Here is a 22,618-nt window from a genome sequence, read left to right as displayed (position 1 = left end):
TGGTCACCGGAGTATGCCAGCGAAAACGTTACGGAATGGTAGGACGCCCGCAGGTATTTTCAGGCGGGCACGATGCCGCCGGGCGTCGCGGCGAACAGGCTGCGCCCGGCCATGCGCGGCACCTCATGCAGGCCGGTGAGCGTGCCGAACGCGGGTAGCAGGGCCACGTCGCGATCGAACACGAACGCGGGTAGCCGATGCCTGCGCCAGCCATCGCGCACGACCACGCCAGGGTGCACGTGGCCGGCCAGCACGTAGCCCTCGGCGTGGGCGTGGGGATGATGCGACAGCACGAAGGGCGCCATGGCCATGCGGTCGTGGCGTACGTCGATGCCGAGGCTGGCGACATCGAAGTGGCGGTCATGGTTGCCGGCGACGAGCACGATCTCGACGCGTGCGTGCCGGCGTCGCCATGCGCGTACATCGTCCACCCATGCACTGCGTTCGGTCGCCGCGCCATGGACGAGGTCACCGAGGATCACCAATCGGTCCGGTGCGAACGCGGCGAACAGGGCATCCAGCCGTTGCAGGTCGTCGCCGGTGTCGCCACTGGGCACGGCGATGCCCGCGCGTCGAAACACCGCTCCCTTGCCGAAGTGCACGTCGGACACCATCAGGGTGCGCTGCGAGGCCCAGTACAAGGCGCGCTCGGCATGCAGGGTCAGGCGTTCGCCGGCGACTTCGATCTCGCGGGTGATCATGCCGGCGCCCCCGCTTCCAGCGAGGCGAGCATTCGTTCCACGCGCGATTTCCAGTCATCCGTCGCGATGCCGCCGCGCAGGCGCTCGACCCAGAGTGGGAAGGCCAGCGGACTTAGCCGTCGGGTTTCGTTCCAGACCAGCTCCGAACGGGCGACGCGCAGCAGGCAGGTGCGCAGGCGGGTGAAGTCCAGCTGTTGGTCGAGTACTTCACGCTCGGCTTGCCAGAGCAGCGGATGGGTCGGGTCATGCCGGCGCAACACGTCGTAGAGTAGCCCGCTGGATGCCTGCAGCTGGCGCAGCGTTTTCGCCTGCGCGGGGTAGCCGTTGAAGACCAGGCCGGCCACTCGGGCGATCTCGCGGAATTGTCGCCGCGCGAGTTCGGAGAGGTTCACGCTCGCGCGGATGTCGCTGCGCAGGTTCGCGGGATGCAGCAGCAGGCGCATCGCGTCGGCGTCCAGCGTGGGCATGCGCGCCGCGGTGATGGTTAGGCCATAGTCGTTCACGGCATAGCCGTAGTCGCCCGGTTGCAGCTGCGCGAGCCGCGACGCGAGCACGGCGGCCAGGCCTTCATGGGCGAGCCTGCCGGCGAACGGGAAGACGAACAGGTAATCGCCCTCACGCGTCCGGGTCGTCTCGACGAGGGTCTGCGCGAGCGAGGGCACCGTGGACTGCTTGCGCTGGATCGCCAGCAAGGGCTTCAGTGCCCGCATCTCCGCACTGCGCGGGTCGGGTTCGGCCAGTGCGCGGCGCAGTTCATCGGAGAGTTCGCCGGACAGCGGCATCCGTCCGCCCATCCAGCGCGGCACGCCGCCACGACGGTTTGGTGCGGCGCGCACGTAGGCCACCATGTCACGCACGCGGACCAGTTCCAGGTTGCGTCCCGCGAAGAGGAAACGATCGCCGGGCCGCAAGCGCGAGACGAAACTTTCTTCGACCGTGCCGAGTCGTGCGCCCTTCATGTAGCGCACCTGCAGCGTGCCATCCGAGGTGATCGTGCCGATCGACAGGCGGTGCATGCGGGCGATACGCCCGCTCTCGACAAGGAAGCGGCCATCCACCTGGACCAGCTTCTGGTATTCGGGGTAGCTGGCGAGCGCGCTGCCGCCGGTGCAGAGGTAGGCGAGCACGGCATCGAAGCGCTCGCGTGGCAGGCTCGCGTAGGCCAGCGACGAGGTGACTTCCGCGAAGGCCTCGTCGGCCGTGAAGCCGCCGCCCAGCGCCATGGTCATGAGGTGCTGGGCTAGCACGTCGAGGCACCCGCGCATCGGGTGGCGCGGTTCCAGGTGGCCTTCGCCGAGTGCGCGGCGCGCCGCGTCGACCTCGGCGAGTTCGAGCAGGTGGGTCGGCACGCAGAGGATCCGCGACGGCATGCCGGGTTGGTGGCCACTGCGCCCGGCGCGCTGGAGCAGGCGCGCGATGCTCTTCGGGCTGCCGACCTGGATCACCCGCTCGACGCTGGAAAAGTCGACGCCAAGGTCGAGGCTGGAGGTGGCGACCACGCAGCGCAGCGCGCCGACGCGCAGGCCTTCTTCCGTCGCGAGGCGCAGCTTCGGATCGATCGAGCCGTGGTGCAAGGCAAGCGTCGCCGGTGCCTCGGGCCATACGGAGGCGAGTGCCTCATGCCATAGCTCCGCCTGCGAACGCGTGTTCGCGAAAACCAGGCTGCTGCGTGCTTCCAGCACCGCGGCGAGCACGCGCGGCAACTGGCTGAGGCCAAGGTGGCCGGCCCACGGGAAACGTTCGTCGCCTTCGGGCAGCGCGGTGTCGATTACCGTTTTCTTGCGCGTGGCGGCGCCGACCAGCACGCCGTCGCCGGCCAGTGCGCGCAGGGCCTCGTCGAGGTTGCCCAGCGTCGCCGACAGGCCCCAGATGCGCGCGCCGGGGTGCCACGTGCGCAGGCGGGTCAGGCCAAGCTGCAGCAAGGTCCCACGCTTGTTGCCAACCAGTTCGTGCCACTCGTCGACCACGACGCCGCGCAGGTTGGCGAAGCGCTCGCGTGCATCCGGATAGCTCAGCAACAGGGCCAGGCTTTCCGGTGTCGTCACCAGCAGTTCGCAGGCACCGCGACGCAGGCGTGCACGCTCGGCGCTACCGCTGTCGCCGGTACGCCGTAATACGCGCCAAGGTAGGCCCATCGCTTCCACCGCCGCGCCCAGGTGCTGGGTGGTGTCGGTGGCCAGCGAGCGCAGCGGCGTGATCCAGAGCAGGCGCAGGCCAGTGCCGGGGTTGAGCACGCCGTCGATCAGCGGCCCGCCCGCGGCGGCGAGCGTCTTGCCGGTGCCGGTGGGCGCATGGACGAGGCCGTGCCGGCCCTCGGCCCAGTGCTTCCAGGCCGCGCGCTGGAACGGCGCAGGCTTGCGTTCCTGCGCCGTGAACCATGCGATGAGGCGGGCTTCAGCCCGACGCCAGGCGGCGGAGGTCGTCGAGCTTGTCGGCATCGTTGATCGCAAGGTCAGTGCGCCAGCGCAGGATGCGCGGAAAGCGCACGGCCACGCCGGCCTTGTGGCGGCCCGAGGCCTGGATGGCTTCGAACGCGAGTTCGAATACGTGGGTGGGGGTGACCGAACGCACGGGGCCGAAACGGTCGATGGTGTTCGCGCGGATCCAGCGGTCGAGCTTGCCGATCTCGGTATCGTCGAGCCCGGAATACGCCTTCGCGACCGGCACCAGCGTCTCGCCGTCCCACACACCGAAGGTGTAGTCGGTAAACAGGCCCGAGCGGCGGCCATGCCCCGGTTGCGCGTAGAGCAGCACGGCATCGACGGTGTACGGATCGACCTTCCATTTCCACCAGTCGCCGCGCTTGCGGCCGACCCGATACGGTGACTCCAGCCGCTTCAGCATCAGGCCTTCGGTACGACGCTCGCGCGACTCGGTGCGGATGGTCGCGAGGTCCTCCCAGGTGGCGGCCGGTATGCCGGCGGACAGCATGAAGGTGGGGCCGTGTCCGTCGAGCAGGCTTGCCAGCCTCGCGCGGCGTTCCTGCAGTGGGGTTTCGCGCAGGTCGTCGCCGTTGAGTTCGAGCAGGTCGTAGGCCATCAGCCGCACCGGCGTATCGGCGAGCAGCTTCGGCCCGGGCTTGAGCTTGCCGATGCGTTTCTGCAGCGCGGCGAACGGCAACGGATGCACTTCGTCGTTCGACCACGCGAGGATCTCGCCGTCGATCACGCAGCCGTCGGGCAGGGCGCGCGCGGCCTGTTCCAGCTCGGGGAAACGACCGTCGAGGCGTTCCTCGCCGCGGGACCACAGGATCGCGTCGTCGCCGCGGCGCATCAGCTGTGCGCGGATGCCGTCCCACTTCCACTCGGCCAGCCAGGCGTCGACGTCGCCGAGCGTCGCCACCTCGTGTTCCAGCGGCGAGGCGAGGAAGAACGGGTAGGGCCGGTCGCCGGCATGTTCGTCGGCCCGCTCCGGCCCGGCCAGCGCGGCGATGGCGTCGGCGCCTGGCTTCCACGTACCGCTGAGGCGATGGGCCATGAGGTCGGTGGGCAGGTTCGTCCATTGCGCGAGTGCCTGGACCACCAGCCGGTGGGACACGCCGACGCGCAGCGAGCCGGTCAGCAGCTTGTTGACGAGGAAGACCTGGCTGGCGGGCAGTTCACGCCACCACTCGCGCAGGGTGTCCATGCGCTCGGCGGACTCCAGCCGCGCCAGCGAGGGCAGCCGTGCCTCCATCCACACATGCAGGGGCGTATCGGTGCCTTCGCCTTCCTGGCGCGGCAACATCAGCGCGATGGTTTCGGCGAGGTCGCCCACATGCGAATAGCTGTCGTCGATCAGCCAGTCGGCGTAGCCGGTCTCGCTGGCGAGCGCGGCGCGCAGCTCGGTCGACGTCGCCGTGCGTTTCAGCTTGCCACCGCCCAGCACGTAGACGGCCCACGCCGCGTCCACGGCCGGCGCTTCGGCGAAGTAGGCCGCCATCGCATCGCGTTTCGCCGACGTCGAGGCCGTGCGATCCAGCGCATCGTAGAGCTGCGCGAAGCGGCGCATCAGTCGCCTTCCTCGCTCGCGCGCACGTCGGGCATCTGCCCGAGCGAGCGCAGCGCGCGTGCATCGTGGCCGCGTTCGCGCAGGTAGCGGATCAGCGCTTCGCCATCGCCATGGGTGACGTAGATGCGCTTTGCCCCGCAGTCTTCGACGCTGCGCACCAGGCCCGGCCAGTCGGCATGGTCGGAGACGATGAATCCGCGATCGTAGCCGCGCCGGCGGCGCGCGCCGCGCACCTGCATCCAGCCGGAGGCAAAGCCCGTGGACGCCTTGGCGAAGCGCTTCATCCACGGCGAACCCGCGGCGGAGGGTGGGGCGAGGATCAGCTCGCCGGCGAAGTCGCGGCCGCGGGCCTCGTCGCTCACCGGTTGGGTCGGCACCATGTCGATGCCGGCTTCGCGATAGTCCTCGACCAGCCGGACCATCGCGCCGTGCAGGAAGACCTGGCGATCGGTACGCGTCGCCAGTTCGGCGAGGATGCGCTGCGCCTTGCCCAGCGCGTAGCAGAACAGCACGGCGGGGATGCCGCGTGCCGCGCAGTCGTCCCACCACGCGAGCATGTCGTCGATGACCTCAGCCATCGGCGGCCAGCGGTAGATCGGCAGGCCGAAGGTCGATTCGGTGACGAACACATCGCACGGCACCGGTTCGAAGGGTGCGCAGGTCGGGTCCGGGTCGCGCTTGTAGTCGCCCGAAACGACCGCGACCTTGCCACGCCCTTCGATCCGCACCTGGGCGGCGCCGAGGACATGCCCCGACGGATGCAGGCTGAGCACGGTCTCGCCGAGGGTAAAGCGTTCGCCGTAGTCGAAGGCGAGGATCGTGGCGGCGGCGCCGAGGCGCTCCTGCATCAGCGCCTGGCCGGCGCGGGCGACGTGGTAGAGCGCGCTGCCCGAGCGTGCGTGGTCGCCATGCGCGTGCGTGACCACGGCACGCGCGACCGGCAGCATGGGGTCGATGAAGAAATCGCCCGCGGGACAGTACAGGCCTTCCGGGCGGGGTAGCAGCAGGTCGCTATCCATCCCCGCACGCTAGGGCCGCGCGCGTCAAAACCACGAAAAAACCGTGCATGCTTACGCCACGAACTGCAACCGCGCCAGCTCCGCATACAGCCCGTTCTGCGCGAGCAGCTCCTCGTGCGTACCCTGCGCCACGATCCGTCCCGCCTCCATCACCACGATGCGGTCCGCGCGCTGCACGGTCGCCAGGCGGTGGGCGATGACCAGGGTGGTCCGGCCCTTCTCCAGCCGCTCCAGCGCCTGCTGGATGGCCGCCTCGGACTGGGCATCCAGCGCCGAGGTGGCCTCGTCCAGCAACAGCAGCGGGGCATCGCGAAGGATCGCGCGGGCGATCGCGATGCGCTGCTTCTGGCCGCCGGAGAGGCGCACGCCGCGCTCGCCCAGGGCGGCGTCGTAGCCTTCGGGCAGCGACGACAGGAAGCCGTCCGCTTCCGCAAGGCGCGCCGCTTCGCGCACCTCGGCGTCGCTGGCGTCCTCGCGGCCGAAGCGGATGTTGTCCGCGGCGCTGCCGCCGAAGATGATCGTCTCCTGCGGCACCAGCGCGATAGCACCGCGCAGGTCCGGCAGGGCGAGCGCGCGCAGGTCGACGCCGTCGAAGCGGATCGCGCCCGCCTTCGGATCGTGGAAGCGCAGGAGCAGGCTCAGCACCGTGCTCTTTCCCGCGCCGGAAGGACCGACCAGGGCGACGGTTTCGCCCGCGGCGATCTCGAGGTTGAAGTCTGACAGCGCGGCGACGTCGGGCCGCGACGGGTAGCGGAATTCCACGTGTTCGAAGCGCAGTGCGCCGGTGACCGGCACCGGAAGCGGCTCGGGCGCCGCAGGCGTGGTGATCGCGGCTTCCTCGGCGAACAGTTCGCCGATGCGCTCCATCGCACCCGCCGCGCGCAGGACATCGCCCCACACTTCGGACAGGCCGGCGACCGAACCGGCGGCGAAGATGGCGTAGAACACGAACTGGGTCAGCACGCCCGGTGCGAGGTCGCCGTGGATCACGTCGCGGGCGCCGGCCCATAGGACCAGGGTGATCGCACCGAAGATCAGCACGATGACGGCCGCCGTCAGCAAAGAGCGCATGCCGATGCGCCGGCGGGCCGTGGCCAGCGCCAGGGCGATGGCATCGGCGTAGCGACGGCTCTCGATCGGCTCGCGGCTATAGGCCTTCACCGCCTGGGCGGCGTTGAGGGTTTCGTTGGCGACGGCCGCGGCGTCGGCGATGCGATCCTGGCTGTGCCGGGACAGCTTCTGGACGCGGCGGCCGAAGACCAGGATTGGCAGCATCACTGCCGGGATCACCAACGCCGTGAGGCCGGCCAGGCGTGGGCTTGTCCAGGCCATCGCGCCGGCCGCACCCAGCAACATCACCGCGCTTCGCAACGCGACCGAGATGCCTGAGCCGACCAGGGTCTGCACCACTTCCGTGTCGGTGCCCAGGCGCGAGGTCAGCTCGCCGACGCGGGTACTTTCATAGAAGCCGACGTCGAGGCCGATCACGTGCCGGTAGAGCGAGGTGCGCAGCGAGGCCAGCGAGCGCTCGCCAAGCAGGGCGATGCAGTAATAGCGGGCCGCCGTCGCGAGGGCGAGCACCACTGCCAGGCCGAACAGGGCCAGGAAGGTGCCATTGATCGTGGCGACGTTCGCGGCGAGGAAGCCATGATCGATGATGTGGCGGACCGCGACGGGCAGCAGCAGCGATGCGCCCGAGGAGATCCCGAGGAAGACCAGCCAGCCGATCGCCAGGCCCTTGTGCGGCTTCAGGAACGGCCAGAGGTTGCGCAATGCGCCGATCCGGCGGGATTTCTCCCTTCTTTCGCCACTCATTCGTGTTCCTGCCTCCAGCCCAATGGCCAACGGATGGGGCCGCCCGGTGCACTATTCAATCCATCCGTGTTTCCGGGTAAGCTCCGCCCCGACGGGAACAGGGGCACGGCCCCATGTATTCAATGGAGTGATTCATGCGCGCATCGCTTTTCAGCCTTGGCCTGCTGGCCCTTGCCGTGTCCACCCCCGGCCTGGCCACCAACGCCTACAGCAAGGCCAGTACCTCGGTTGCCGACAGCTGGCTCGGCCACGACGCCAGCGAGCTGCTCGTGCAGTGGCCGGTCGACCGTGGCTTCAGCTCGTACGAGGTCGAGAAGACCGGCGAGACCGCCTACGAATACAACTTCGGCAGCGCGGCGTACTCCTACGACTCCAGCAACACCGCGCCCATCGGTAACGAGGGCAGCACGCTGATCATGCAGACGACCACCGAGCACCACGAAGTACCGGCGGAACACCACTGCACGGTCACCTTCTACGCGAATGCAGACGGCATCATCAGCCGCTACGAATACGACGGCGTGAAGTGCGCCCCGTACATCCGTGGCTGGGGTCGACCCAAGAATCGCTGATGCGACGCGCGCGTCCGGCGTACGGGCGCATCTTCCCTCCGGTTTTGCAGGTGACTTATGAAATGGATGCTTTCCGCCATGCTGGCGGTGACTTCGCTCGCTCCCCTCGGCGTCAGCCACGCCCAGTCCGTCCGCCACGGCACCATCGTCGACATGAAGGCGATCGACAACCGCGGTGACGACGAAAGCGAGCAGCACAAGCAGGGCAAGCAGATGGGCAAGGTGCTGGGTGGCCTGTTCGGCATGGGCGCGGCCTCGGCGGCCAAGAGCCCCACGGCGGTCAACCTGATCGGCAACGGCTCGCAGGCCGCGGGCGAAGAAGTTGGCGGTCGCGTTGCCGGCGAAGGTCCCGCGGCGCACTACATGGTGAAGCTGAAGATGGACGACGGTAAGACCATGGCTCTGGTGCAGACGGGCCAGGGCGTGAAGGGGCTTGGCGTCGGTAGCAAGGTCGCCGTGAGCGGGACCGGCGAGAACGCGCGGCTAGACGCGGAGTAATCCAACGGGCCCGGGGCCCGCGCAGGTCGTTCGCATCGCGGGTTACGCGGCGGGCGGCGTGTCGTCCGCCGCGTCGACACGCCGCGGGGTGCTGCGCCCGCGCGTCACATCGACGACGCGGGCCGCGATGGCATCCAGTCGGTCCAGCGCGGCGACGATGACCAGCTCGGCACCATCGGCGAGGAAGCGTTCCTCGTCGATGCTGCCGTCGAGTTCGCGGATGCGTGCGGCCACCAGGGCGAGGTCGGCGAAATCGGCCTTCAGCACGAGCTTGCCGGTCGCGATGATCGGCATGCGCGGTGCCACGCGCAGGCATTCGGCCGCGCTGCCGCCATAGGCGCGGACCAGGCCGCCGGCGCCGAGCTTGATCCCGCCATACCAGCGGGTGACCACGACCGCGACGCGGTCATATCCCTGGCCGTCGATGGCCGCGAGGATCGGCCGCCCCGCGGTGCCACCGGGTTCGCCGTCGTCGTTGAAACGGTAGGCATCGCCGATGCGATAGGCCCAGCAGTTGTGCGTCGCCGCCGGATCGCCCACGGCGCTGAAGAACGCAAGCGCGTCTGCGGGCGATCCGACAGGCGCGGCCTGGGCAAGGAAGCGGCTTTTCCTGATCTCCTCTTCGTGGCGGCATGGCGCGACGAGGGTGTCGAGCGGGGCGTTCAAGGTTTCAGGTCGCGGAGATCTTGGGGCAGGTCGTAGGCCGGATAAAGCCGACGCAGCTCGGCCAGCTTGCGCAGCGCGCCCTCGCGATCGTGCTGGTCGAGTAGCCGGCGGATTTCGCCGACCCGGTCGTCGGGGCCAAAGCCGGCCGGCTTGCCTGCCGCGAAGCTATCGCTTGTTCGCGCCGGCTGTTGTTCCGGCAAGGTATACGCCTGGCGGCTTGCCGAGCGGGCATCCGTGCTGCCGGCCTCGACCTGCGGCGCAGGTTGCATTTCGGGCTGCATCGCTGGCTGCATCGCCGGCGGAGCCGCTGGCGCAGGTGGCGCGGGCGGAGCACGCGGAGCAGGCGGCGCGACAGGCGCGACAGGCGCAGCCGATACGTAGGCTTCCGCGGGCGCCATCGGCGCGGCGGCAACGGCTGCAGGCGGCGGTGAGGGTGCGGGTGCCGGCAACGCCTCGCGGTGCTGGATGATCTTGCGCGCGACAGGGGCGGGTGCATTCGACTTCATCCGGCCAGCCAGTTTGGTCGCTTCGGCATCGCCGGGTGGCGCAGGTGCGGGCGCAGGCGTGGCGACGACCTGGTCGGCCGCAGCCGGGGCACCATTGGCGGTCGGGGCCTCTATCGAAGCGGTCTGGGCGGCAGTGGGTGCAGCGACGCTGGCCGCGCGTTCGGCGACCGGGTCGCGGATCGGCTGCTCGCGCATCTGCCAGCCGATGCCGGCAGCGAGGACGAGCACGGCGGCCGAGCTCAGGGCGAGGGGCCAGCGCGTGCGATGGCGCGGGACGACCGGGCGTGCCGTCGGCGTGGCTCGCGCGGCCGCGGCCAGCACGGCATCGTCTAGCGCCGCATCGGGCTCGGCCTTCGGCAGGCGGGCGTACAGCGCCGCAAGCTCGCGCTCGTCGGGCAGTTCGTCGTCGCTCGGAGGTGGCGTGTTCGGATTCATGTCAGTCGGCAAACCACTGCTTGATGCGTGCCATGGCGTAGCGCAGGCGGGATTTCGCGGTTTCGCGGCCCACGCCGGTCACGGCGGCGATGTCCTCCAGTGAAAGTTCGTACTCCATGCGTAACACGAAGGTGGCGCGCTGGTCGTCGGGCAAGCTGTCGATCGCCTGTTGCATGCGCCGGCGCAGTTCGAATTCCGACAGCGCGTGATCGGGCTGCTCCCGCTCCGGTGCCGCGTGCTGGGCGAACACCGCGTCGGCTTCTTCGCTACCAGCCTGCGGCTTCTGCTTGCGGAAGCCGTCGATGGCGAGGTTGTGCGCGATCTGCAGCAGCCAGGTGCTGAACCTTGCCTCGGGCCGGTAACGCGCGCGTGCCGCCACCACGCGCGCCCAGGTTTCCTGGAATAGCTCATCCGCCACGGCGCGGTCCTTCACCGTCTTCAGCAGGAAACGGTAGAGCGGTCCCTTATGCCGTGCATAGAGCGTCTTGAACGCGTCCGCATCCCCGCCCGTCCAGGCAAGCATCAGCGAAGCATCGTCGGCCAGTGGCGCATCCATGGCCGTGGAGGTTACGGCATTGGCCATTCGTGCGTAAGTCGCGGGCGACTAACGTGCCTCGGTCTGCATGCCCCCGGCCATGTCGGCCAGCCGCGCCATGCCCGCGCGATATCCGCCGGTATCCTTGCCCAGCGCATTGCGTGCAAGGCTGGCCACCTTGTCGTACCCGAAGCCCTGCACATTGCCGCCGCCGCGCAGGTTATCGGCAAACGCCGCGACCGCCGAGGCGAAGCGCATGCGTTCGCTGGGCGTGCTGATGGTCGCCGACAGCGGTTGCTCGATCAGCTGGCTCGCGCCGCCTTCGGGCGACTTGTAGCGCAGGCGCAGGAAGGCGAGTTCATTGCCCCTGGCCGCCGCCGGCTCGCTGCCGTAGCGCAGCGGATCGACGTGCGCATCCTTCGCACCCTTCAGCGTGATCTCGTACAGCGCGGTGACGTTCGCACCGGCACCGATCTCGCCGGCGTCGACCGCGTCGTTGTTGAAGTCCTCGCGGGCAAGCATGCGCTTCTCGTAGCCGATCAGGCGGTATTCGGCGACCACGCCGGGGTTGAACTCGACCTGGATCTTCACGTCCTTCGCGATGGTCATCAGCGTGGCCGACATCTCGTCGACCAGCACGCGGCGGCCTTCTTCCAGGCTGTCGATGTAGTGGTGGCTGCCGTTGCCGACATCCGCCAGGGTCACCGCCATCTCGTCGTTGTAGTTGCCTTCGCCGAAGCCCAGCGTCGTCAGCGCGATCCCACTACGCCGTTTGTCGGCGATCCGGTCCTTCAGCGCCTCGACGCCGACCGTGCCGACGTTGAAGTCGCCATCGGTCGCGAGGATCACCCGGTTCACGCCGCCCTTGATGAAGCCCTTCGCCGCCTGCGCATAGGCGAGGTCGATGCCGGCGGCGCCGTTGGTCGAACCGCCCGCACCGAGCGCGTCGATGGCGGCGTTGATCTTCGCGTGCTGGTCGCCCGGGGTGGAGCGCAGGGCGACGCAGGTGCTGCCTGCATAGGTGACCAGCGAGATACGATCCTGCGCACGCAGCTGCGGCACGATCTGCTTCAACGACGCCTTCAGCAGCGGAAGCTTGGCCGGTTCGTCCATCGAACCGGACACGTCGACCAGGAACACCAGGTTCGATGCGGGGATCTGGCTGGCGGGCACGCGGTAGCCCTGGATGCCGACCAGCAGCAGCTGGCGGTTCGGGTTCCACGGCGAGTTGGACAGTTCGGTGGTGACGCTGAAGGGCTTCGAGCGATCCTTCGGCGGCGCGTAGCCGTAGTCGAAGTAGTTGATGAATTCCTCGCTGCGCACCGCGTCCGCGGGCGGCAGCTGGCCTTCGTTGAGCATGTGGCGGACGTTGGTGTACGAGCCGGTGTCCACGTCGATGCTGAAGGTCGAGACCGGGTCGGTCGCCGCCAGGTGCACCGGGTTCGGATCGCGATGGGCGTAGCGGCTGGTGTCGACGCCTTGCGCGGGCGCCATCATGACACCGGGTCCGGCGAAGCCATTGCTGGTGGGTGCATACCCGGCGATCGCAGCCACCTTCGCGGACTCCATGGCAGGCGCGGCCGGCGACGGTGGCGACGGCGGCGGCGCAGGGACGGCGAGCGCGCGGCCTTCGACGCTGGCGGCGTCCACCGCCCGCATGGGCGCCGGCATCGGCAAGGGCGCGGGAGCGGCCTGGCGCACCGCGCGTGGGCCGCGCACCGGCGCATACATGATCGGTGCGACGGGCCCTCCGCAGTCGGCGCTGCCATCGTCGGGCAGTACGGGCGTCGGATGGCGGGCGGCGGGCGGTTCGGTGCCGGCGGCACCGGCCGCGACGACGAGACCGGCAAACAGCAGGGACAGCGAGGTGCGGAGCGTGTTCATCGTGCATGGCCTCCTTGGGGACATGACGATGAAACGGGGCAGGGGGCGAAACGGGGTTAAACCACGCGTGCGGATGTTTCCTTGCGTGCTTCGCTGGGTCCGCCGATGCGATTGCGCCCGGCGTGCTTGGCCCGGTACAGGGCACGGTCCGCGGCGTTCAACAATTCCAGCGGGCCACCGGCGGCGGAGGCGTGGATCGCCGCCACGCCAACGGTAATGGTCAACACGCCGAACGGGCTACGCGGGTGCGAAATGGCCTGCGCCTCGATGTGCGCGCGCAGGTCTTCGGCAAGCACGAGGGCGTCGGCCAGGCGCGTGCCGGGGGCGACGACGGCGAACTCTTCGCCACCGAAGCGGGCGAGGAAGTCGCCGACGCGCAGGCCACGCGAGACCATCGCCGAGGCCAGCGCGCGCAGGCAGTCGTCGCCGGCGAGATGTCCGTAGCGATCGTTGTATTCCTTGAAGCAATCGACGTCGATCATCAGCAGGGCGATCGGTTCGCGCTGGCCGGGACGGTGCCACTCGCGCAGCAGGCGTTCGTCCAGGGCACGGCGGTTAGCCAGCCCGGTCAGGCTGTCGACAAAGACCAGGCCTTCGAGTTCATCGCGGCTGCGCGAAAGGCGGTATTCCTCTTCCACCAGGTCCACCTGCGCCAGCGTGCCGCGCAGGCCGATGCCGACTACCGCGGCGATGGCACCGGTGATGCCCAGCGAGGCATAGCCGGGGATGACCATCAGGCCGAAGGCCAGCACGCTCATGGCCAGGAAGGTCGGGCTGGCGCTCTGCACGAAACGCACGAGGTACACCGGCGGGTGCCAGTGGCGCTGCGGCTTGCGCGACACCGCGGTGATGATCAGCGCGAGGAAGGGCACCTCGAGCAGGGCATCCCAGGGTGAGTCGCCGAAGTCCGGGTGGCCGCCCAGCGCGACATAGTGGTTGTAGAAGAACCCACACAACGCGTAGCAGACGAAGAACGCCATCACCGCGCGGAAGAAGTAGTGGTCGTCGGCGCGATCGGTGGCGACGAAGCGCAGCAACGCCGCGACGGCCAGGCAGCCATTTTCGAAATCGAGCATCAGTGCGACGTCGACCGCCTGCTGCGGGCCCATCGCGCCTTCCAGCGAGACGATCGAGAACGTACGCACGTAGAACAGCACGCCCAACAGTGCCGCGAGCACCAGGTCGATCGCCAGTGCCCATTTCTTTCGTGCGGCCACCGGCGCGGACGACACCGCCACCAACACCGGCAGGACGTACAGGATGTAGAAGAACATGCTGTCGCCGGGCGCGGGATTGGAGTTATCCATCACGTAGTTCTGCCGGGCCGACAGCGACATGCCGATCGTCCACAGCACGAGGCTGCCCATCAGCAGCCACCAGCGCGGATCGCGCGGCGTGCCCGAGCGGTGCCAGGCCAGCACGGTGCTTGCCATCGCCAGGACGGCGACGCCAAAGAAGAAACCATAGGAAATGGCCATGCCGCCCGCCGGCGTGTAGACCAGCGCGATCGCATGGACCGCAAGCACGGCCACCGCGGCGATGACGAGTTTCATGGTGCGCTTCTGTCCCCTGCCTGCAACGCTAACGTCTTATCGGCAAAAGGGCATCGAAGTTGAGCCCTCGGTTCAGGATGTTACGGCGAACTTCTCGACAAATGTGAAGAAGACTCATGCCGCACGGATGGCGCCCTTGGCGACCACGGGCCCGGTCGGCTGGCCGGTCGGCGAGCCACCGGCCGGCTCGACCGACACCGCCAGCGCGGCTTTCGGGCCGAGCTGGCTGAGCAGGCTGGCCGGCAAGGTGAAGCGGCGTGCCTCGGCCGCCGGGAACACGCCCACGGCGATCGGTGCGCCCCCTTCAGGGATCAGCCACAGCTCGGTGTCGCGGCCGGAAGCGACCGGCTGCGGGCTCGCCGGTACCAGCAGCAGCTCGCCGCGCTGGATATCCATGGTCGCGGTCCAGCCGGCGATGCCGTTGTCGCCGGCGATCGTCGAGACCATCAATACGTGCTGCGCCTGCGCCACCGGCGTGGCCGGCGGGACGGGTCGGGTCACGCTGAGCACCAGCAGGCACGCGGCAACGGCCGTCGCGCCGACACCGATCCAGCGCCACAGGGCAAGGCTGTCCCACAGGCTCGGCCGCGCGGCTTCGACCAGGCCGAGGCGCTGGCGGATCGCCGCCCAGGCATGGGCCGGCGGCTCCACGGCGTCGATCTCGACGGCCAGCGGGGTCAGCCAGGCTTGCCAGCGGGCAACCGCCGCCGCCGCTTCCGGCTGTTCGGCGATTTCCCGGGCCACGGCGGCGCGCGTGTCTGCATCGAGCAGCCCAAGCACGTATTCGGCGTAGCGCAGGTTGTCTTTGTCGGCTTCGAAAGTCGAATTCATGAGCCCAGGCACGCGCGTAGTTGGATCAATCCGCGGCGGATCCAGCTTTTCATGGTGCCCAGGGGCACCTTTGCACGTTCCGCCAACTCGTTATACGTAGCGCCGCTGAAAAAGGCTTCACGGATCGAGCGACGCTGGGTGTCTTCCAGCTCATCCAGGCACGCGCGCAGCCGGCCATGCGCTTCCCCAGCCTCGGCTTCGGCGGCGGGGCCGGGTGCGGTGTCGACCAGGGAATCCCAGTCCAGCTCGCTGGCGGCGTGCGCCGGGCGCTGGCGCAGGCGGTCGATGGCCTTGTTGCGGACCACCGTGACCAGCCAGGTGAATGCGCTCGACAGCGTGGCATCGAACGACGCGGCCCGGCGCCAGACGGTGACGAAGGCTTCCTGCAGGATGTCGTCGGCCTCGGCCCGGTCGCCAACCAGGCGCAGGCACACGCCGAACAATCGGGGAGAGGTCGCCTTGTACAGGGCAGCGAAGGCCTTTTCGTCCCGCGCGGCGGTGCGCCGGAGCAGGTCGTTCAGCGCGTCCCGCTCGGCGGGGCTGGTGGCTGGCATGCGCGAGAATCCTTCGCCGGGAACAAGTCGGGGCGATCTATAGCATGAATGGCCGTCACGGGAATGCGACTAGTGGCAAGTGACCCTAGGGCCAAAGGGCGGCCACGCCGCGCCGCCAACGGGACGTAGCCTATGCCGATGCACCGCCTGATCCTCGCCGCCCTCGGCGTCGTCGCCTTGCCCCTGCATGCCGCCGAACGCTACGCCGGCGATGCGACGCCACGCGCGGGCGGTGCGGTGCTATACCGGGAGATCCATTTCGTCGACGGCCCGCGCCAGGTGGTCAGCTACCAGTGTCCCGATGGCAAGCCGTTCGCACGCAAGCTGCTGGACAGCGGGCGTGACCCGACCCGGCCGGACGTGGTGTTCGAGGATGCGCAGCGGGGCTTTCGCGAATCGGTGCGTTCGCAGGGCAACCAGGTCGAGGTAAAGGTGTCGCGCAACGGTGCCGCCGACCAGGTGAAGACCCTCGACGTGCCTGCCGGGGCCGTGATCGACGCGGGCTTCGATCCCTACATCCGCACCCACTGGGACGGCCTGGATGCCGGCGTCTCGGTGCCGTTCCTGGTCGCCAGCCGCTTCCGCTTCTTCGACGTGAAGATCCTCGGCGGCAAGGAAGGCCATGGGCAGCGCCAGCTGGCGATGAAGCTGGACGCCTGGTATGCCTTCGCCGCGCCGACCATCGACATGACCTATGCGGCGGACAACCGCCAGCTGCTGCGCTACGAGGGCATGGGCACGATCCGCAATGCCAAGGGCAAGAGCGTCGACGTGCGCATCGACTTCCCGCCGTCGGGACGCGCCACCGGGTTGCCGTCGTCGGCGCTGGATGAGGTCCTGAAGGCCCCACTGGTGGGCAGCTGCGCCACCTGAGTGCCGGGCCCGTGCATCCGCCGGGCCGCATCACCCGTATATCTCGGGGACACCACCGCAAACAGGCAGGTCCATGCATTCCCATTCCGCCCTGCAGGACCGGCGTCCGCCTCGCTACCTGGCGGCGCTTCGTCGCTGGTTCGACACCTCGGCGACGGCCCCGACCGAGGACGAGCGCGCCGACCGGCTGGACTGGCTGCGCGTGGCACCCTTCGTCGGCCTGCACCTGGCCTGCATCGGCGTGGTCTGGACCGGGACCTCGACGGTGGCCGTGCTGGTGGCCTTGGCGATGTACGCCGTGCGCATGTTCGCGCTGACCGGGTTTTACCATCGCTATTTTTCCCATCGCACCTTTCGCACCTCGCGCGCCGTGCAGTTCGCTTTCGCCGTCATCGGTGCCTCGTGCGTCCAGCGGGGCCCGTTGTGGTGGGCGGCACACCATCGCAACCACCACCGCCACGCGGACACCGCGCAGGATCCGCATTCGCCGCGCGTGCACGGGTTCCTCTGGAGCCATGCCGGCTGGTTCCTGACCCCGCGCGGCTTCCGCACGGACATGGACCGGGTGCCGGACTTCGCGGCCTATCCCGAGCTGCGCTGGCTGGATCGCTATGACACGGCGATCCCGGTGCTGCTCGCCGTTGCGCTGTTCGGGCTGGGCAAGCTGCTGGAACACGTCGCACCAGGGCTGGGCACCAGTGGCTGGCAGATGCTGGTCTGGGGCTTCTTCATTTCGACCGTAGTGCTGTTCCACGCCACGGTGACGATCAACTCGCTCGCCCACCGTTACGGCACGCGCCGCTTCGAGACCCGTGACGACAGTCGCAACAACCCGCTGCTTGCGTTGATTACCTTTGGCGAGGGCTGGCACAACAACCACCATTTTTTCCCCGGCACGGTGCGCCAGGGCTTCCGCTGGTGGGAAGTGGACCTGACCTGGTACGGCCTGCGCCTGATGTCCGCGTTGGGGCTGGTGCGTGACCTGAAGCCGATCCCGGCATGGGTCGCGGCAAAGATGAGGGGCTGATCGATGCGCGTCGCAGTGGTCGGGTCGGGAATCGCCGGGCTGGCATCGGCATGGCTGCTTTCGCGGCAGGGCCATGAGGTGGTGCTGTTCGAAGCGAGTCATCGTATAGGTGGCCACGTGCATACGCATCGCGTGACGATGCAGGGCCAGGATTACGAGGTGGACACCGGCTTCATCGTGCACAACCCCGTGCATTATCCGTTGTTGACCGGCCTGTTCGAGACGCTCGGCGTGGCCACCCGGCCGACGACCATGAGCTTTGCAGTGCGCAGCGAAGCGTCGGGGCTGGAATACAACGCCACGCGCCTGGACACGCTGTTCTGCCAGCGACGCAACCTGGTCTCGCCGCGCTTCCTCGGCATGCTGCGCGATCTGTTCCGCTTCTACCGCGAAGCCCCGGCGTTGCTGTCGATGACGGGGGAGGGGCCGACGCTCGGCGAGTACCTCGACCAGGGCGGCTACGGCACGGCGTTCCGCGACGAGCACCTCGTGCCGATGGCCTGCGCGCTGTGGTCGTCGCCGTCCACCGGCATCCTTGGCTTCCCGGCGAAGTACCTCGTTCGCTTCATGGCCAACCACCACATGCTGCAAGCCTCGGGCAGGCCGGAATGGCGGGTGGTCAGCGGCGGCTCGGCACGGTATGTCGAGGCGCTGCGTGCCCGCTGGCAGGTGCAGGAGCGGCTGGCGACGCCGGTGATGTCGGTGCGCCGCCACGACGATCGGGTGGACGTGATCACGCATCGCGGCAGCGAAACCTTCGACGAGGTGGTGCTCGCCTGCCATGCGGACCAGGCGTTGGCGCTGCTTGCCAATCCCACGCCGGCGGAAAACGAGGTGCTGGGTGCGATACGTTTCCAGGCCAACGACACCGTGCTGCATACCGATGCCACGCTGCTGCCGCGGTCGCGCAAGGCGTGGGCGGCGTGGAATGCATGGGTGCCGGCCAGGCCGGGTGATGCCTGCACGGTGAGCTATTGCATGAACATCCTGCAAGGGATCACCTCGCCCGAGCCATTCATCGTGACCCTGAACCGGACCGACGCGATCGACCCGACCAAGGTATTGCGGCGGATGGCTTATCACCATCCCGTGTATTCGCATGCGTCGGTCGCGGCCCAGGCCCGGCGAGGCGAAATCCAGGGCGTGCGCCGCACCTGGTTCGCTGGCGCGTATTGGGGCTGGGGCTTCCACGAAGATGGCATGCGCAGCGCCGTGGAACTCGCGCACGCCTTCGACGCCGTGGCCACCACGCGACGGCGGTTGCCTGCATGAGCGAGCCGTTCGCCAGCGCCGTGTACGAAGGGGTGGTGACCCATCGTCGCCACGCGCCGCATCCGCACGCGTTCCGCTATCGCATGGCCCAGCTATGGCTGGACCTGGACGAGGTCGACCGGGTGTTCGCGAAGCGTTGGCTGTGGTCGGCCGACCGGCGCAACCTCGCCGAGTTCCGTCGCACCGATTATTACGGCCCGGCTGACGTGCCGCTCGCCGATGCCGTGCGCGACCGTGCCGCGCTGACCCTTGGCCAGCGCCCGACGGGGCCGGTACGCGTGCTTGCGCACCTGCGCTATGCCGGCTTCGTCTTCAATCCGGTGAGTTTCTACTATTGCTACGAGGCGGACGGCGAAACCCTCGCCTGTGTGCTGGCCGAGATCACCAACACGCCCTGGCACGAACGCCACGCCTATGTCCTGCCGGCCGACGCGGAAGGCGCGCACGCGGTCGATGCCACGTTCCCCAAGGCATTCCACGTGTCGCCATTCATGCCGATGGAGCGCACGTATCGCTGGCGCTTCACTGCGCCGGGCGAATGGCTGCGGGTGAACATGGAGGTGTTCCGCGACGGTGAGCGTGAGTTCGATGCGCATCTTGCGCTGGGTCGCCGGCCGCTGACCGGTGCCTCGCTGGCGCGCATCCTGTGGCGCTATCCGTTGATGACCGCGAAGGTCGTCGGCGCCATCCATTTCGAAGCACTTCGGTTGTGGCTCAAGCGCAACCCGGTGCACGACCACCCGGGCAAACTTGCCGAGGAAAGCTATGAACGTCATCGCCCGTGACACCTCGCCGGCGTTTTCGCGCGGCTCGCGTTTCCTGCGCAGCCAACTGCTTGGCCGGATGGCCGGGCTGCGGCATGGCCGGCTGGTGCTCAGCGACGCCATGGGCCGGGTCGAGATCGGCGAGCCCGGCCACGCGCTCAGCGTGCACGTCAGTGTGCACGACGCCGGTTTCTACCGTGCGGTCGCCGCGAACGGCAGCGTCGGTGCCGGCGAGGCCTTCATGGACGGGCTGTGGTCCTGCGACGACCTGGTCGGACTGATTCGCCTGCTGGTGCGTAACCGTGACCTGCTTGATGGCATGGAGGGCGGCATGGCGCGCGTGGGTGGCTGGGTGATGCAGGCGTGGGCCGCGTTGCGGCGGAATACGCGTGGCGGCAGCCAGCGCAACATCGCGGCGCACTACGACCTGGGCAACGCCTTCTTCGGCCTGTTCCTGTCCGATGACCTGATGTATTCCTCGGCCTTGTGGGACGGTGCGGACGACACGCTCGAGACGGCCTCCCGACGCAAGCTCGACCGGGTCTGCCAGTGGCTGGAACTAGTCCCCGGCGATCGGGTGGTGGAGATCGGCACGGGCTGGGGCGGCTTCGCGCTGCATGCCGCGCAGCATTACGGCTGCCACGTCACCACGACCACCATTTCGCGCGAGCAGCATGCGCTGGCCTCGCGACGCATCGAAGATGCCGGCCTGGGCGACCGGGTAACCCTGTTGTTGCAGGACTACCGCGACCTGGAAGGCCAGTACGACAAGCTGGTCTCGATCGAGATGATCGAGGCCATCGGCGCGGCCTACCTTGATACGTACTTCGCGAAGCTGGGCAGCCTGGTGCGACCCGGTGGCCGCGCGTTGCTGCAGGCGATCACGATCGAAGACCATCGTTACGCCCAGGCATTGCGTTCGGTGGATTTCATCAAGCGCCATGTGTTCCCGGGAAGCTTCATTCCGTCGATCCAGGCCATGCTTGCGGCGAAGACGCGCGTGTCCGACCTCGCGCTCGTTCGCCAGGATGACTTCGGCCTGTCGTATGCGCGCACGCTGCATGCCTGGCGCGAGCGCTTCATGGGTGCGCGGGGCGAAGCGCGCGGGCAGGGCTTCGACGAGCGCTTCCTGCGCCTGTGGGAGTTCTACCTCGCGTATTGCGAAGGTGGGTTCCTCGAAGGTTCAATCGGGGTTTCGCACCTGCTGTTCGCGCGTCCGGGTCCGCTGGCGTGAGCACGGTCAACACGCTCCTGGCGATCTGGCTGTCGGCCGCGTGGGTGATGGCCGCCGGCTGGGCATGGCAGCGGCGCAAGCGCAACGCGGGCATCGTGGATACGTTGTGGTCGGCGGGGCTCGGCGTGTCTGCCGTGTTCGCGGCGCTGCTGGGAAGCGGGGCAGGGCCGACCCGCGTGTGGCTGGCCGTGCTGGGTGGCCTGTGGGGCCTTCGCCTGGCCCTGCATCTGTGGCATCGCGTGCAGGGCGAGCCGGAAGACGGACGCTATCGCGAGCTGCGTGCGCACTGGCATGGTCACCAGGGCAAGTTCTTTGCGTTCTTCCAGTTCCAGGCCTTCCTCGTCGCCGTGTTCGCGGTGCCGTTCATCGCGGTGGCCGCGAATGCCGAAGGCGCCGGTGGCTGGGTCCTTCCCGCGCTGGCCACGTGGATCGCCAGCGTAGCCGGCGAGTCGCTGGCCGATCGCCAGCTGGCGCGCTTCCGCGCTGACCCGGCCAACCGCGGCAAGACCTGTCGCGATGGCCTGTGGCGCTATTCGCGGCACCCGAACTATTTCTTCGAATGGCTGCACTGGTTCACCTATGTCTTCCTCGCCATAGGTTCGCCACTGGGCTGGCTGGCATGGAGCGGCCCGGTGGTGATGTACCTGTTCCTGCGCTACGTCAGTGGCGTGCCTTTCACCGAAAAGCAGGCCCTGCGCTCGCGCGGCGACGACTATCGCCGCTACCAGCGCGATACGCCGATGTTCTTTCCCTGGTTTCCCGGCCATTCAAGCGAGGACGCATGAACACCATCGTCAACCCCACGGGCTACGCCCGCGAAGATCGTGCCGCACCGGGGCTCGCTGGCCTCGCCGAACGCGGCGTGCTCCCGGATGCCCTGCTGCGACTGGGGATCCGTCGCCTGTGCGCGAAGCGGCTGGCCGACGAATCGCGCGGCGGCGTGGCGGCCACGGCCGAGCGCTTCCAGCAGCGGATCGACGCGCTTCGCCACAGCCAGGTCGCGATCCATACCGACGCCGCCAACGCGCAGCACTACGAGTTGCCGCCGGCCTTTTTCACCCAGTGCCTCGGCGCGCGGCTGAAGTATTCGTCCTGCTATTACCCCCGGCCGGGCATGACCCTCGAGGAAGCGGAAGACGCGATGCTCGCGCTGTACGCCGAGCGCGCGGAGCTGGCCGACGGCCAGGCGATCCTGGAACTGGGCTGCGGCTGGGGTTCGCTGACCCTGTGGATGGCGCGGCGTTTTCCGCGCTCGCAGATCACCGCCGTGTCGAACTCCGCACCGCAGCGGCGGCATATCGAGGCCCAATGCGTCGCCCAGGGCCTGACCAACGTGCAGGTCATCACCACCGACGTCAACGTGCTGGCACTGGCGGACGAGGCCTTTGATCGCTGCGTGTCGATCGAAATGTTCGAGCACATGCGCAATTACGCCACCCTGCTTGGCCGGATCGGCCGTTGGTTGAAACCCGGCGGCAAGCTGTTCGTGCACATCTTCGCCCATCGCACGCTGATGTACCCGTTCGAGACCGATGGCGACGACGACTGGATGGCCCGGCATTTCTTCACCGGCGGCATCATGCCGGCCGCCGATACGCTGCTCTGGTTCCAGGACGACCTGCGCATCGAAGACCGCTGGCTGGTCGACGGCACGCACTATGAAAAGACCGCCAACCACTGGCTGCAGCGCCAGGACGAGAACCGCGACGCGGTGATGGCCGTGCTGACCGAGGCCTATGGTGCCGCGGCCAGCCTCTGGTTCCAGCGCTGGCGGATGTTCTGGATGGCCTGCGCCGAGCTGTTCGGCTATGCCGGCGGCAGCGAATGGATGGTCGCCCACTACCGCTTCGCCCGCCCCCTCCTGTAGGAGCGCGCCTGCGCGCGATGAG

General features: G+C 68.6%; 21 protein-coding genes. 9 read left to right on the top strand and 12 right to left on the bottom strand.

Going from position 1 to position 22,618, the window contains the following annotated elements:
- Positions 1–59: 59 nt before the first annotated feature.
- Genes pdeM through KPL74_07360 form a run of 5 tightly spaced genes read right to left on the bottom strand, consistent with a single transcriptional unit; the run spans position 60 to position 7,525 of the window.
- Positions 60–701: a ligase-associated DNA damage response endonuclease PdeM gene (gene pdeM / locus KPL74_07380; protein ID QWT21819.1), complete on the bottom strand. Its 642-nt coding sequence runs from the start codon at positions 699–701 to the stop codon at positions 60–62.
- Entirely contained in the window at positions 698–3,139 is a 2,442-nt protein-coding gene (locus KPL74_07375) for a ligase-associated DNA damage response DEXH box helicase (GenBank protein QWT21818.1), read from the bottom strand. Before KPL74_07375 ends, pdeM begins: the two co-directional genes overlap by 4 nt.
- Positions 3,096–4,691 (bottom strand): ATP-dependent DNA ligase, encoded by a 1,596-nt coding sequence (locus KPL74_07370; GenBank protein QWT21817.1) that lies wholly within the window; start codon positions 4,689–4,691, stop codon positions 3,096–3,098. Before KPL74_07370 ends, KPL74_07375 begins: the two co-directional genes overlap by 44 nt.
- Complete coding sequence (locus KPL74_07365) at positions 4,691–5,710, bottom strand: ligase-associated DNA damage response exonuclease (GenBank protein QWT21816.1); 1,020 nt, start codon at positions 5,708–5,710, stop codon at positions 4,691–4,693. The genes KPL74_07370 and KPL74_07365 overlap by 1 nt, the downstream gene beginning before the upstream one ends.
- Positions 5,711–5,761: 51 nt before the next feature.
- A complete protein-coding gene (locus KPL74_07360) occupies positions 5,762–7,525 on the bottom strand; it encodes an ATP-binding cassette domain-containing protein (GenBank protein ID QWT21815.1) in 1,764 nt (587 codons plus the stop codon).
- Between the two features lie 134 nt (positions 7,526–7,659).
- Between KPL74_07360 and KPL74_07355 the strand changes: the two genes are divergently transcribed.
- Together KPL74_07355 and KPL74_07350 are read left to right on the top strand one after the other, a co-directional pair.
- Positions 7,660–8,097 carry a hypothetical protein gene (locus tag KPL74_07355; GenBank protein QWT21814.1) on the top strand — a complete coding sequence of 146 codons (438 nt, stop codon included), beginning with the start codon at positions 7,660–7,662 and terminating at the stop codon, positions 8,095–8,097.
- A 57-nt stretch (positions 8,098–8,154) separates the two neighbouring features.
- Positions 8,155–8,595, top strand: a complete 441-nt coding sequence (locus KPL74_07350; GenBank protein ID QWT21813.1) for a hypothetical protein — start codon at positions 8,155–8,157, stop codon at positions 8,593–8,595.
- Between the two features lie 42 nt (positions 8,596–8,637).
- On the opposite strand, the gene KPL74_07345 is transcribed toward KPL74_07350, so the two are convergent.
- The 7 genes from KPL74_07345 to KPL74_07315 all read right to left on the bottom strand — a co-directional run bounded on the left by KPL74_07345 (position 8,638) and on the right by KPL74_07315 (position 15,559).
- Positions 8,638–9,261 (bottom strand): IMPACT family protein, encoded by a 624-nt coding sequence (locus KPL74_07345; protein QWT21812.1) that lies wholly within the window; start codon positions 9,259–9,261, stop codon positions 8,638–8,640.
- Entirely contained in the window at positions 9,258–10,202 is a 945-nt protein-coding gene (locus KPL74_07340; protein QWT21811.1) for a hypothetical protein, read from the bottom strand. The genes KPL74_07345 and KPL74_07340 overlap by 4 nt, the downstream gene beginning before the upstream one ends.
- Before the next feature lies 1 nt (position 10,203).
- Entirely contained in the window at positions 10,204–10,785 is a 582-nt protein-coding gene (locus tag KPL74_07335; protein ID QWT21810.1) for an RNA polymerase sigma factor, read from the bottom strand.
- Between the two features lie 21 nt (positions 10,786–10,806).
- Positions 10,807–12,621: a VWA domain-containing protein gene (locus KPL74_07330; GenBank protein ID QWT21809.1), complete on the bottom strand. Its 1,815-nt coding sequence runs from the start codon at positions 12,619–12,621 to the stop codon at positions 10,807–10,809.
- A 56-nt stretch (positions 12,622–12,677) separates the two neighbouring features.
- Entirely contained in the window at positions 12,678–14,174 is a 1,497-nt protein-coding gene (locus tag KPL74_07325; GenBank protein ID QWT21808.1) for a GGDEF domain-containing protein, read from the bottom strand.
- Between the two features lie 114 nt (positions 14,175–14,288).
- Positions 14,289–15,005 (bottom strand): anti-sigma factor, encoded by a 717-nt coding sequence (locus KPL74_07320; protein ID QWT21807.1) that lies wholly within the window; start codon positions 15,003–15,005, stop codon positions 14,289–14,291.
- Positions 15,002–15,559 (bottom strand): sigma-70 family RNA polymerase sigma factor, encoded by a 558-nt coding sequence (locus KPL74_07315; GenBank protein ID QWT21806.1) that lies wholly within the window; start codon positions 15,557–15,559, stop codon positions 15,002–15,004. The genes KPL74_07320 and KPL74_07315 overlap by 4 nt, the downstream gene beginning before the upstream one ends.
- 132 nt (positions 15,560–15,691) lie before the next feature.
- On the opposite strand from KPL74_07315, the gene KPL74_07310 reads away from it, so the two are divergent.
- The 7 genes from KPL74_07310 to KPL74_07280 all read left to right on the top strand — a co-directional run bounded on the left by KPL74_07310 (position 15,692) and on the right by KPL74_07280 (position 22,596).
- Positions 15,692–16,432, top strand: a complete 741-nt coding sequence (locus KPL74_07310; GenBank protein QWT21805.1) for a hypothetical protein — start codon at positions 15,692–15,694, stop codon at positions 16,430–16,432.
- Between the two features lie 73 nt (positions 16,433–16,505).
- A complete protein-coding gene (locus tag KPL74_07305; protein QWT21804.1) occupies positions 16,506–17,459 on the top strand; it encodes a fatty acid desaturase in 954 nt (317 codons plus the stop codon).
- Between the two features lie 3 nt (positions 17,460–17,462).
- Positions 17,463–18,731, top strand: coding sequence for an FAD-dependent oxidoreductase (locus tag KPL74_07300; GenBank protein QWT21803.1), 1,269 nt, complete (start codon positions 17,463–17,465; stop codon positions 18,729–18,731).
- Positions 18,728–19,516, top strand: coding sequence for a DUF1365 domain-containing protein (locus KPL74_07295; GenBank protein QWT21802.1), 789 nt, complete (start codon positions 18,728–18,730; stop codon positions 19,514–19,516). The genes KPL74_07300 and KPL74_07295 overlap by 4 nt, the downstream gene beginning before the upstream one ends.
- On the top strand, positions 19,497–20,729 hold the full coding sequence (locus KPL74_07290; protein ID QWT21801.1) for a cyclopropane-fatty-acyl-phospholipid synthase family protein: 1,233 nt from the start codon (positions 19,497–19,499) through the stop codon (positions 20,727–20,729). The genes KPL74_07295 and KPL74_07290 overlap by 20 nt, the downstream gene beginning before the upstream one ends.
- Complete coding sequence (locus tag KPL74_07285) at positions 20,726–21,514, top strand: DUF1295 domain-containing protein (GenBank protein QWT21800.1); 789 nt, start codon at positions 20,726–20,728, stop codon at positions 21,512–21,514. Before KPL74_07290 ends, KPL74_07285 begins: the two co-directional genes overlap by 4 nt.
- Complete coding sequence (locus KPL74_07280) at positions 21,511–22,596, top strand: cyclopropane-fatty-acyl-phospholipid synthase family protein (GenBank protein ID QWT21799.1); 1,086 nt, start codon at positions 21,511–21,513, stop codon at positions 22,594–22,596. The genes KPL74_07285 and KPL74_07280 overlap by 4 nt, the downstream gene beginning before the upstream one ends.
- Positions 22,597–22,618: the final 22 nt, after the last annotated feature.

The sequence above is a fragment of the Bacillus sp. NP157 genome (assembly GCA_018889975.1).
Classification (GTDB): Bacteria; Pseudomonadota; Gammaproteobacteria; order Xanthomonadales; family Rhodanobacteraceae; genus Luteibacter.
The sequence above is the reverse complement of the archived record's forward strand: the minus strand, read 5'-3'. Positions and strand labels throughout refer to the sequence as shown.